This is a genomic window from Inquilinus limosus (assembly GCF_002195995.1).
Classification (GTDB): domain Bacteria; phylum Pseudomonadota; class Alphaproteobacteria; order DSM-16000; family Inquilinaceae; genus Inquilinus; species Inquilinus limosus_C.
The window spans coordinates 19489-31215 of sequence record NZ_NHON01000073.1 but is presented as its reverse complement, the minus strand read 5'-3'; the positions used below and the strand labels follow the sequence as shown (position 1 = coordinate 31215).

At 68.9% G+C, this 11727-nt stretch carries 11 protein-coding genes and 1 pseudogene; 5 read left to right on the top strand and 7 right to left on the bottom strand.

What is annotated here, in order from left to right; translation table 11 throughout:
* The 5 genes and pseudogenes from BWR60_RS27220 to BWR60_RS27200 form a co-directional block, all read right to left on the bottom strand.
* A partial coding sequence (locus tag BWR60_RS27220; RefSeq protein WP_088154907.1) for an NAD(P)(+) transhydrogenase (Re/Si-specific) subunit beta occupies positions 1-1391 on the bottom strand: 1391 nt, incomplete at its 3' end.
* Between the two features lie 48 nt (positions 1392-1439).
* A complete protein-coding gene (locus BWR60_RS27215; RefSeq protein ID WP_088154905.1) occupies positions 1440-1847 on the bottom strand; it encodes an NAD(P) transhydrogenase subunit alpha in 408 nt (135 codons plus the stop codon).
* A 13-nt stretch (positions 1848-1860) separates the two neighbouring features.
* A pseudogene (locus tag BWR60_RS27210) lies at positions 1861-2957 on the bottom strand (NAD(P) transhydrogenase subunit alpha).
* A 97-nt stretch (positions 2958-3054) separates the two neighbouring features.
* Positions 3055-3498 carry a CBS domain-containing protein gene (locus tag BWR60_RS27205; protein ID WP_088154903.1) on the bottom strand — a complete coding sequence of 148 codons (444 nt, stop codon included), beginning with the start codon at positions 3496-3498 and terminating at the stop codon, positions 3055-3057.
* Between the two features lie 54 nt (positions 3499-3552).
* Positions 3553-4572 carry a 2-dehydropantoate 2-reductase gene (locus tag BWR60_RS27200; protein WP_088154901.1) on the bottom strand — a complete coding sequence of 340 codons (1020 nt, stop codon included), beginning with the start codon at positions 4570-4572 and terminating at the stop codon, positions 3553-3555.
* 198 nt (positions 4573-4770) lie between these two features.
* Between BWR60_RS27200 and BWR60_RS27195 the strand changes: the two genes are divergently transcribed.
* Positions 4771-5460 carry a GntR family transcriptional regulator gene (locus BWR60_RS27195; protein ID WP_088154899.1) on the top strand — a complete coding sequence of 230 codons (690 nt, stop codon included), beginning with the start codon at positions 4771-4773 and terminating at the stop codon, positions 5458-5460.
* A gap of 78 nt (positions 5461-5538) precedes the next feature.
* Here the strand turns inward: BWR60_RS27195 and BWR60_RS27190 are convergent, their stop codons facing one another.
* Positions 5539-6435 (bottom strand): LysR family transcriptional regulator, encoded by an 897-nt coding sequence (locus BWR60_RS27190; protein ID WP_088154897.1) that lies wholly within the window; start codon positions 6433-6435, stop codon positions 5539-5541.
* Positions 6436-6604: 169 nt separating this feature from the next.
* On the opposite strand from BWR60_RS27190, the gene BWR60_RS27185 reads away from it, so the two are divergent.
* The 4 genes from BWR60_RS27185 (at position 6605) to BWR60_RS27170 (ending at position 10167) form a co-directional block, all read left to right on the top strand.
* Positions 6605-7810, top strand: coding sequence for an MFS transporter (locus tag BWR60_RS27185; RefSeq protein ID WP_088154895.1), 1206 nt, complete (start codon positions 6605-6607; stop codon positions 7808-7810).
* Between the two features lie 24 nt (positions 7811-7834).
* Positions 7835-8851 carry a zinc-dependent alcohol dehydrogenase family protein gene (locus BWR60_RS27180; RefSeq protein ID WP_088154893.1) on the top strand — a complete coding sequence of 339 codons (1017 nt, stop codon included), beginning with the start codon at positions 7835-7837 and terminating at the stop codon, positions 8849-8851.
* A 159-nt stretch (positions 8852-9010) separates the two neighbouring features.
* Entirely contained in the window at positions 9011-9772 is a 762-nt protein-coding gene (locus BWR60_RS27175) for an SDR family NAD(P)-dependent oxidoreductase (RefSeq protein WP_088154891.1), read from the top strand.
* Positions 9773-9801: 29 nt separating this feature from the next.
* Complete coding sequence (locus BWR60_RS27170) at positions 9802-10167, top strand: hypothetical protein (RefSeq protein ID WP_088154889.1); 366 nt, start codon at positions 9802-9804, stop codon at positions 10165-10167.
* 168 nt (positions 10168-10335) lie between these two features.
* On the opposite strand, the gene BWR60_RS27165 is transcribed toward BWR60_RS27170, so the two are convergent.
* Positions 10336-11586 (bottom strand): alginate lyase family protein, encoded by a 1251-nt coding sequence (locus BWR60_RS27165; protein ID WP_088154887.1) that lies wholly within the window; start codon positions 11584-11586, stop codon positions 10336-10338.
* Between the last annotated feature and the right edge of the window lie 141 nt (positions 11587-11727).

Here is an 11727-nt window from a genome sequence, read left to right as displayed (position 1 = left end):
GCCAGGCTCTTGGCTATGTCCTCGCACATCTTCTTGGCGTCGCCGAAGAGCATGAGGGTGTTGTCGCGGAAGAACAGCTCGTTCTCGACCCCGGCATAGCCCGACGCCATCGACCGCTTCACGAACAAGACCGTCTTGGCGTTCTCCACATCCAGGATCGGCATGCCGTAGATCGGGCTCGCCGGGTCCGACTTCGCCGCCGGGTTGGTGACGTCGTTCGCCCCGATCACGAAGGCCACGTCGGCCTGGGCGAAGTCGCGGTTGATCTCCTCCAGCTCGAACACCTCGTCATAGGGCACGTTGGCTTCGGCCAGCAGCACGTTCATGTGCCCCGGCATGCGGCCGGCCACCGGGTGGATGGCGTAGCGCACCTCCACCCCCTCCTTCTTCAGCAGGTCCGACATCTCCCGCAGCGCGTGCTGCGCCTGCGCCACCGCCATGCCGTAGCCCGGCACGATGATCACCGACCGCGCGTTCTTCATCACGAAGGCCGCGTCTTCCGCCGAGCCCTGCTTCACCGCCCGGTCGCCCGCCGGCCCGCCGGCCGCCGCGGCGGCGGAGTCGCCGCCGAAGCCGCCCAGGATCACGTTGATGATCGACCGGTTCATCCCCTTGCACATGATGTAGCTGAGGATGGCGCCCGACGACCCGACCAGCGCACCGGTCACGATCAGGAGGTTGTTCTGCAGGGTGAAGCCGATGCCCGCCGCCGCCCAGCCGGAATAGCTGTTCAGCATCGACACCACCACCGGCATGTCCGCACCGCCGATCGGCAGGATCAGCAGGAAGCCCAAGGCCAGGGCGACGAGGATCAAGAGCAGGAATGCCGCACCGGACTGCCCGGCGCACATCCACACGATCAGCAGGATGATGACGACGCCCAGCGCCGCGTTCAGCGGGTGCTGCAGCGGGAACACCAGCGGCTTGCCCGACACCAGCCCCTGCAGCTTGGCGAAGGCCACCAGGGAGCCGGTGAAGGTGATCGCCCCGATCGCCGCCCCCAGCGCCATCTCGATCAGGCTGCCGACATGGATCGCCCCCGGCGTGCCGATGGCGTAGGCGGCGGGGTCGAGGAACGCCGCCGCCGCCACGCACACCGCCGCCAGGCCGACCAGGCTGTGGAACGCCGCCACCAGCTGCGGCAGCGCCGTCATCTGGATCCGCTGCGCCACGACGTAGCCGATGCCGCCGCCGATCGCGATCGCCGGCACGATCAGCCAGTAGTTCCGCACCTGCGGCAGGAGAATGAGCGTCGTCGCCACCGCGATCGCCATCCCCACCATGCCGTACAGGTTCCCCATCCGGCTCGTCACCGGGCTCGACAGGCCCCGCAGCGCCATGATGAAGCACACCGCCGCCACCAGATACGCCAGCACCGCCAGGCTCGTCATCGCGATCCCCTCGCCTTCATCTCTTGGATTTGTCGCCTGTACGGCCGGTCAGGACTTCTTGCGGTACATCGCCAGCATCCGCCGCGTGACCAGGAAGCCCCCGAAGATGTTCACCGACGCCAGCAGCACCGCCAGCGCGCCCAGCACGCTCGACGCCCCGATCACCGCCGGGCCCGCCGCGATCAGCGCCCCGACCACGATCACCGAGGAGATCGCGTTGGTCACGCTCATCAGCGGCGAATGCAAGGCCGGCGTCACCCGCCACACCACGTAGTAGCCGACGAAGCACGCCAGCACGAACACCGTCAGACCGGTCAGGAAGAAGCCGTGCTCCCCCGCCGGCACCGCGGTTGCCGCATTCTGTGCCTGCACCGCCAGCGCCTGGGCCTGGTCCGCCAGCCCCTTGGCCGCCTCGGCCAGCCCCTGCGCGCCCTGCGCGAGTTCCTCTGTCGCCATCTGCCCGCTCCCCCTACGCCGCCTGCTCGGCCCGGCCGCCGAAGTTCGGATGCACCACCCGGCCCCCCGAGGTCAGCCGCGTCGCCGCCACGATCTCGTCTCCGCCGTCCACCTTCAGCGCCTTGGTCTCCTTGTCGACCAGCGGCGTCAGGAAGGCCACGAGGTTGCGGGCGTACAAGGCCGACGCGTCGGTCGCGATCCGGCCGGGGATGTTGCGATAGCCGACGATGGTGACGCCGCCATCCTCCACCACCTCGCCCGGCCGGGTCAGGGCGCAGTTGCCGCCCCGCTCCGCCGCTAGGTCCACGATCACCGATCCCGGCTTCATCGACCGCACCATCGCCTCGTCCATCAAGACCGGCGCCTTGCGCCCCGGGATCAGCGCGGTGCAGATGACGATGTCCTGCTTCCTGACCGTCTCGGCGATCAGCGCCGCCTGCTTGGCCCGGTACTCCGCCGACATCTCCTTGGCGTAGCCGCCCGCGGTCTCGGCCGCCTTGAACTCGTCATCGACACCACGGCCCCCAGCCGCCGCGCCGTCGCGATCGCCTGCAGCCCCGCCACGCCGGCGCCCATCACCAGGACGCGCGCCGGCGGCACCGTGCCCGCCGCCGTCATCATCATCGGATAGGCCCGGCCGAACACCGACGCCGCCTCCAGCACCGCCCGGTACCCCGCCAGGTTCGCCTGGCTCGACAGCACGTCCATCGACTGCGCCCGCGTGATCCGCGGCACCAGCTCCAGCGCGAAGCTCTCGATCCCGGCCTCGGCATAGGCCGCCAGGCTCTCCGCGTCGTCATAGGGCTCCAGCACCCCGATCAGGGTCGCCCCGCGCGGGATCAGCGACAGCTCGTCGACCTCGCCCTCGCCCGACCGCAACGGGCGGCGCACCTTCAGGACAACGTCCGCTCCGGCCAGGGCGCCCGCGGCATCGGGCGCGACCTCGGCTCCGGCCGCGCGATACGCGTCGTCCGTCACGGCGCTGCCGAGCCCGGCGCCGGACTCCACCGCCACCGTCGCCCCCAGACCCACCAGCTTCTTCACGCTGTCCGCCGTCGCCGCCACACGGCGCTCCCCATCCCGCCGTTCACGCAACACCGCTATCCGCATGGACAAGACTCCCCCACGCGGCCGCTAGGCGCCGCATCGTGTCAGAGACGCCGCGGCAGCCGGTCAGGCCGCCGCGGTTCCACCACTCACATGAAGATCAGGCGTGGACCACGGCCGCGGCCTGGTCCTGCAACGCCGGCGACGACTGCTGCAGGAAGTGCCGGATCAGGTCGCGGGCGCTGATCACCCCGACCAAAGTGTGATCCTCCATCACCGGCACGTGCCGGATGTGGTTCTCGTCCATCAGCCGCAGCACCGTCTCGATGCTGTCGCGCGGCTCGCAGCTGATCACCGCCCGGCCGATGAAGGCCGAGACCGGCATGGCCAGCGCCGCGGCGCCATGGACGGACAGCGCCCGGGCGACGTCGCGCTCGGAGAACACCCCGACGACGATGTTGCCTTCGGTGCGGCACACCTCCTTGACCAGCAGGGCGCCGACATTCTCCCGCGTCATCAGCGAGACGGCGGTGGCCACCGTCTCGCCGACGCGGATCATGACGATGCGCGTGTCCTTCTGGCGCAGAATGTCTTCGGCTCTCATGGCTGGGTTCCTCCTCGTCTGGAAACGGCTCTTGGCGGCCGTCCGGGTTTGGGATCAGGCCGGCACCAGCTCCGGTTCGGAGCGGGCCGGGGCCGGGCGGCTGTACAGCCCGGCGATCTCGGCGCGCTGCTGCACCAGGGCCAGGACGGTGTCGATCGTCGGCGTCGGCACCCCGACCATGCGGCCGAGCTCCTGCACCACGGTGACCAGCGGGTCGATCTCCATCGGCCGGCCGCGGTCGAGGTCCTGCAGCATCGAGGTGCGATGCGCGCCGACGGCGCCGGCGCCGTCCAGCCGCCGCTCGATATCGACCCGGAAGTGGACGCCGAGCTTGTCGCCGATGGTCTGCGCCTCCGCCATCATCCGCCGCGCCACGTCGCGGGTGGACGGGTCGCCGGTGATGACGTCCAGCGTCGCATGGGTCAGGGCGCTGATCGGGTTGAGGCAGAGATTGCCCCAGAGCTTGAGCCAGATCTCGTCGCGGATGTTGTCGCGGATCGGCGCCTGCAATCCCCCCGCCGCCATCGCCTCGCTCAGCGCGGTGACGCGGGCCGACCGGCTGCCGTCGGGCTCGCCGATCGGGAACTTGTCGCCGTAATGGTGCTCGACCACGCCGGGCGCCACCACCTCGGTGGCCGGGTAGACGATGCACCCGATGCCGCGCTGCGGCCCGAGGCGGTTCCATTGCACCGCGCCGGGATCGACCGTCTCGATCGGCCGGCCCTCGAGCGGGCCGCCATGGCGGTGGAAATACCAGTAGGGCAGCCCGTTCACCGCAGTCACCACCGCCGTCTCCGGCCCCAGCAGCGGCTGCATCGCCTCGACCACTCCCGGCACCGAATGGGCCTTGAGGCAGATCACGACATAATCCTGCGGGCCCAGCTCGGTCGGGTTGTCGGTGCAGCGGATGCGGGCGGTGCGGGTCTCGTCGTCGATCTTGAGGGTGAGCCCGTTCTGGCGCATCGCCTCGAGATGCAGGCCGCGGGCGACGAGGCTGACCTCGACCCCCGCGCGATGGAGCTGGACGCCGAGATAGCCGCCGATGGCCCCGGCGCCGTAGATGCAGAGTTTCATGGCCGCGCCTTCCTCCCGTTGATTGGAGTCAGGGCCGCTGAGCAGCCGACCCGATCATCGTGGTATACAAAATACCTTATGTCAATCGATCGAAAGGAGGAAAGCTGCGCTGGACTCTCGTCCACGGTATACTTGTGACCGACGGCGCCCGGGGTTATAGCCGAAGGGAACGCCGCCGCGCAGGCAGAAGGGCCTTCGATGAGCTTCCCGCAGATCGACGTCAAACCGCTCGACACCGAAACGAGCTTCCGGATCAAGGCCTATAAGGCGCTGAAGCAGGCCATCACCGAGATGGACATCTACGGCCATCCCGGCGAGATCAAGCTGGAGGAGCGGCAGCTGAGCGAGATGCTGGGCGTCAGCCGCACCCCGATCCGCGAGGCGATGACGCTCTTGGAGCAGGAGGGATTCGTCCGCTCCGTCCCCCGCCGCGGCATCTTCGTGATCCGCAAGAGCAAGGCGGAGGTGCTGGAGATGGTCACGGTCTGGGCCGCCTTGGAAAGCATGGCCGCCCGGCTGGCCACACAGGTCGCCACCGACGCCCAGATCCGCAAGCTGCACGACTATGTCGACGTGTTCCGCGACCGCGACCCGGAGGAGCATGTCAGCGAGTATTCCGAGGCGAACATCGCCTTCCACAAGCAGATCATCCGGATCAGCGGCTGCCAGCTGATCGTCGACATCACCGACAACCTGTTCATCCACATGCGCGGCATCCGCCGGGTGACGATCGGCCAGGACCACCGGGCCCAGCGATCGGTCGTCGACCACGAGAAGATCGTCGCCGCGCTGGAGGCGCGCGACGCCGACCTGGCCGAGCGGCTGGTGCGCGAGCACACGCTGGGCCTGGCCGAGCATGTGCGCAAGCATGGGGATTTCCTGGACTAGGCGCCGCGCCCCTAGAGAGGGTTCCTGCCGAGGTTCAGGCGCGGCAGGGCCCCCCGTGCGACGGCCCGCCGGCCAGGGTCAGGCCCCGGTGTCCCGCAGGGCGTTGACGATGACGGTGAAGGCGGCGGAGTTCTGCCGCCGGGTCGGATAATAGAGATAGTATCCGGCGAATTCCGGCGACCAGTCGTCGAGCACAGGCACCAGCCGCCCGGCCGCGATGTGCTCCTCGACGAGGTCCTCGGCCAGATAGCCGATGCCGTAGCCGCTGAGAACCGCGTCGATCATCGCGAAGGACGTGTTGAAGACCAATGGCCCGTTCACCCGGACCCGAATGTCCCGTCCGTCCTTGGCGAATTCCCAGGCATAGCGGCCGGCATCGGTGCGCTGCCGGTAGTTGATGCACTGGTGGTGCACCAGGTCCTGAGGCATCTCGGGCGCCGGATGCCGTGCGAGATAGTCCGGTGACGCCACGGCGACCAGCCGCCAGTCGGGCCCGATGCGCACGGCGATCATGTCCTTGTCCACGCTTTCGCCCAGGCGGACGCCGGCGTCGAAGCGCTCCTCGACGATGTTCCGGAAGCCGTTGTCGAGGTTCAGCTCGACGCTGATCTCCGGATACTGCTTCAGCACCGGCTTCAGCTTCGGCCAGACCACGCTGTAGAAGGCGTGGTCCGACAGGCTGATCCGGATCGTGCCGGAAGGCTTGTCGCGGAACGCCATCAGCGCATCCACCTCGCTCTCGATCTCGCTGATCCGTGGAGCTAGCGACAGCAGCAGACGCTCGCCGGCCTCGGTGGGGGCGACGCTGCGCGTCGTCCGGGTCAGCAGCCGGAAGCCGAGCCGCTCCTCGAGCTGCCGGATCGTGAGGCTCAGCGTCGACTGCGACGTGCCCAGCCTCGCGGCGGCTTTCGTGAAGCTGCGTTCCTCGGCGACCGCCATGAACCACAGCATCTCGCTCAGGTCTCGTCGATCCATCCGGCATCTCCGCTGGATTTATATCACAGATCAATAGGTCCATGCAGATTAGGCCGACTAATCGAACATATACAGCCGGGCCATCTTGAGTGCGGCCTGGGGTGGAGACGCCGCCCGCGCAACAACGCCGATCGCCGTGCTCCGCATGGCGCCGACATGAAAGCCGAACATGGAAGCGACCTACGGCAGCCGGATGGCTGGCACCGCGACGCCCTGGGGTGCCGTGATCTGCATGACGCTGATGACCTTCGTACTCGTCGCCTCGGAGTTCATGCCCGTCAGCCTGCTGACCCCCATTGCCGACGAGCTGGCGATCACGGAGGGCCAGGCCGGCCAGGCGATTTCCATCTCGGGCTTCTTCGCCGTCGTCACCAGCCTGTTCGGCAACGCCCTCCTGGCGCGGCTGGACCGCCGCAAGGTGGTCCTCCTCTACACGGCCGTGCTCGTGCTCTCGGGCCTCGCCATCACCTTCGCCCCGAACCATCTGGTGTTCATGCTGGGCCGGGCGCTGATCGGCGTGTCGATCGGCGGCTTCTGGTCCCTCTCCACGGCGATCCTGGCGCGCATCGTCTCCGGCGCCGACCTGCCCAAGGCGATCGCCATGCTGCAGGGCGGGACCGCCCTCGCATCGGTCGTCGCCGCCCCGCTGGGCAGCTTCCTGGGCGGGCTGATCGGCTGGCGCGGCGCCTTCTTCATCGTGGTCCCGATCGGCATCGCGGCCTTCATCTGGCAGGCTGCCGTGCTGCCCGTAATGCCGGGCGGCGGGACCGTCTCCGTCACCCGCAGCTTCGGCCTGCTGCGCAACCGTGCCTTCGCCATCGGCATGACGGCGATGACGCTGTTCTTCATGGGGCAGTTCGCGCTGTCCACCTATCTGCGGCCCTTCCTCCAGAGCGTCACCGGCCTCGACGCGAACGCCTTGTCGCTCGTTCTCCTCGGGCTCGGCCTATCCGGCCTCGCCGGGACCTCGCTGATCGGCCTTCTGCTCCGCTCCCATCTCGGCGCCGTGCTGATCGGCTTTCCCGCGGCGCTGTCGGGGATCGCCGTCCTGCTGATCGGGTTCGGGCCTTCCGCCATCGCCACGGCGGCGCTGCTGCTCCTCTGGGGCCTGTTCACCACCCCCGTCCCGGTGGCCTGGAACACCTGGATGACCCGGATCATTCCCCACGACCTCGAAGCGGGTGGCGGACTCCAGGTCGCGCTGATCCAGTTCGCCATCACCTCCGGCGCCTTCACCGGCGGCCTGCTGTTCGACACCGCCGGCTGGTGGAGCCCGTTCGCCCTTGGCGCCGCTGTCCTGCTCGGCTCGACCATCATCGCCATCGCCGTGACCCGCTCGCTGCACCAGAGAGCCGAAACACCGACCGGCGCCTGACAGTCCAACGAAAGGAAAACGATCATGCTGGCCACGATCCTCCATGGCCCGGGCGACGTCCGCTACGAAGACGTCGCCGAACCCGGAATCCTCAAGCCCACCGACGCCATCATCAAGCTCTCGGCGACCTGCATCTGCGGGTCCGACCTCTGGCCGTACCGGGGCCTGGAGACGGTCAATGCGCCCCGGCCCATGGGCCACGAGTATTGCGGCGTGGTGGTCGAGGTCGGCAGCGACGTGAAAACCGTCAGGCCGGGCCAGTTCGTGGTCGGCTCCTTCGCCACCTCCGACAATGCCTGCCCCCATTGCCGGCACGGCTTCCAGTCGTCCTGCGAGCAGCGTGAATTCATGGCCGGGGCCCAGGCGCCCTACGCCCGCGTCCCGCTCGCGGACGGCACGCTCGTGGCGACGGCCGAGATGCCCGCCGACGATCTCCTCCCGAGCCTGCTGGCCGTCTCCGACGTGCTCGGCACCGGGTGGTACGCCGCCGACGCCGCGCGCGTGCGGCCCGGCTCGACCGTCGCCGTCGTCGGCGACGGCGCCGTCGGCCTGATGGGCGTGCTCGCCGCCCGGCAGATGGGCGCCGACCGCGTCATCATCATGAGCCGGCACAAACGTCGCCAGGAGCTTGCGCTCGAATACGGCGCGACGGATATCGTCACCGAACGCGGCGATGCCGGCGTGGCCCGCATCAAGGAACTGACCGGGGCCGTCGGGGCGGATGCCGTGCTGGAGTGTGTCGGCACCAGCGAGTCCATGCACCAGGCGATCGACGCTGCGCGCCCGGGCGGTTCGATCGGCTTCGTCGGCGTGCCGCATGGCGTCGAACTCGGCGGCCAGTACCTGTTCTTCTCCCAGAAGAACCTGCTCGGCGGGCCCGCCCCGGTCCGCCGCTTCCTGCCGCAGCTGATCGACTTGGTCCTCTCCCGCAGGATCAATCCCGGCAAGGTGTTCGACCTCGAGCTGCCGATCGCAGACGTGGCGGAAGGCTACCGCGCCATGGACGAACGCCGGGCGATCAAGACGCTGCTTCGCGTGTAGCCAGCAGGCTGGCGGCGACAGATCCCGTCGCCGCCGTTCCGTCCCTTTCCCGAGTGCAGGGCCAGCGCACGCCCTTGCCTGAGCGGCCCTTGCAAAGGGGATGATCGGCATCATCTAACGATCCATGAAATGATGATCGTCATCTGAAGGAGCGATCGGATGGGACTGTTGGATGGCAAGGTGGCCCTGGTCACCGGCGGCACTTCGGGCATCGGCCGCGCCAGTGCCGTGCTGTTCGCCCGCGAGGGCGCCAAGGTGGCGCTGACCGGCCGACGGGCGGCCGAGGGTGAGGCCGTGGTCGCGGAGATCGCGGCGGCCGGCGGCGAGGCGCTGTTCATCCAGGCCGACCTGACGCGGATCGACGGCATCCCCGGCATTGTCGACCAGGTGGTGGCCCGGTTCGGCCGGCTGGACGTAGCCTTCAACAATGCCGGCATCTCCGGCGGCGGCCCGATCGAGACGCTCGACGAGGATCGCTGGGACAGCCTGGTCGACACCAATCTCAAGGCCCAGTTCTTCGCGCTGAAGGCCGAGGCCGCGCAGATGAAGGCGCAGGGCGGCGGCGCGATCCTGTTCAACGGCTCGGTGCTGGCCGGCATCGCTGCGCCCGGCACCTCGATCTACAGCGCCACCAAGGGCGGCATCGTCTCGCTGGCCCGCGCGGCGGCGGTAGAGCTGGGGCCGCACGGCATCCGCGTGAACTCGGTCAACCCGTCGATCACCCGCACCGAGATGACGCAGGGCCGGATCGTGAAGAACCCGGACGGCACCGAATCCCACCCGCTTGCCGTCGGCATCCCGCTGAAGCGCCTGGCGGAGCCGGAGGAGATCGCCCAGGTCGCCCTGTTCCTGCTGTCGGACCGGGCCTCCTACGTCAACGGCCAAGCCATCATCGTGGATGGCGGCCAGAGCGCGGCCTGACGCCCGCTCCCACACCCCGAGGACCTATCATGACCCGTACACGCAAGGCGCCGGTCGCCGGCCGGCTGCCGCAGATCCTGCTCGCCACCGCCCTGCTGGGCGCCTTCGCGGCCACCTCCGCCGCCGCGGCGGAGGTGGTGCCGCCCGGCGCCGGCCTGACCGCCACGCTCGGCGACGTCAATGTCAGCGTCTATTACCAGCCGGCCGCGGCCGGCTACGAGACCGTGGTGACGGCCGGCACCGACGCGCCGGGCGGCGTGGTCCGTTTCGTCTCGACCCTGGCACCGGGCCAGGAGGCCGTGGTGGCGGTGCCGCGCGGCACTGGCCAGCCGGCCTTGGAGCTGCGCCTGCTGCGCGTCGGCGACCGGCTGGAGCTGCAACGCCCGGTGTCGTGACCGGGCGCCTCGATCAGCGGCCCCAAACACCAACCCGTCATGGCGAGCCCCGAAGGGGCGTGGCCATCCAGGGGCAGCGCGAACCGGCCCCTGGATGGCCACGTCGGCTTCGCCTCCTCGCCATGACATGGAGGGAACCGTAAAGAGCCGGTCCCGGGGCTGCCGGGATCAATCCAGCGGCAGCAGCAGCGCGTCGATCTTGCCGGGGAACTTGGCCAGCAGGATCGCCGCCTTCTGCCGCAGCGCCGGGTCGTTATAGGCCCGGGTCGCGGCCAGCAGGTTGCCCAGCGCCTCGTCCAGCCCGTCGCCCGGCGTCAGCTCCGGATAGGGCCAGGACGGGTCGATGGTGCCGGCCGGCGTGACATAGCCGGCGACGAAGCCATAGCCCGCCTGCAGGCCATGGCTGTCGAGCGAGAAATGCCACAGGTCGGTCGGGTCAGTGTCGCCATTGGTCAGGCCGGCATCGACCAGCTCGGAGTAGCGGCCGAGGCGGCTGAACGCCTGCAGGTTGAACTGGCTGTAGTGGAAGGCGCGGGTGCGCTCCAGCTCCGCCACCTGGCGGCCGTCCTTGTCGAAATGGCCGGCCACCCGGCGCAGCACCGCGATCTTCAACTGCCGCTTGGCCACATCCGGCTGGTCGGTGAACAGCGCGAACGCCGTCACCTGGGCGTCGTACCAGGTGCCGTGATTGTTGTGCCAGTTGGCCTCCTCGAAGCCGTTCTCGCTGGTCAGCAGCCAATGGGTGAAGAGGCGGTACCACAGCTTGATCAGCTGGTAGTCGGCCTCGCGCAGCGCGCCGCTGGGGCGGATCAGCTCGACCGCATCCATCACGTCGATGAAGGCGCGGCTGTCGATGATGCCGATGCCGCGGCCGTCGACGATGCCCGGGATGGCCTGGGCATAGGTCATGTTCGGGTTCATCCGCGTCTTCGGCGCGATGAACCACACCCGCAGCATCTCCGCCGCCTTGACCGCGTATTTCGGGTCGCGGGTGAAGGTGTAGGCCAGCCCCAGGCTGCGCAGGTCACTGCCGAAGGTGGACAGGCGCACGCTGTCCGTCGCGTCGGTCTTGCTGTCCGGGTTGGTCTGGCCGTCGCGGCGGATATAGGGCAGGCCGGTCGGCGTGTCCGGGTTCGGCCACCAATAGGGGCCGAAGCTGAAATAGTCGTGCTTGTCGCCCGAGGCCGGGGTCAGCGTCTTGTCGGTGACCGACGGCGCCTTCTTGGCCAGGGCCTTGTCGGCGGCCTGCAGCAGCGCCGTGTAGGACGGCCGGTACAGCGGATCGCCGGCCGCGATCTTCGCCCGCGCCTGCGCGATCTTCACCGGGTCGTAGGTGAACCAGCGCGGCTGCGCCGCGATGGCCGAGGCGGCTGTCAGGATCACGGCAACGATGGTGCAGACGAAAGCCGCGGCTCGCATGGTCGATTCCCCCCGATGGACATTTATCCTGTCGAGTAGATCGCGACCTGACGGCCTGCTCAATTCTTTTCCGCGCGAGCAGAATTTTCATCGCGCCATTTTCAATCCAGACTTCACCTCCCTTCATCATTATTGAGCCAA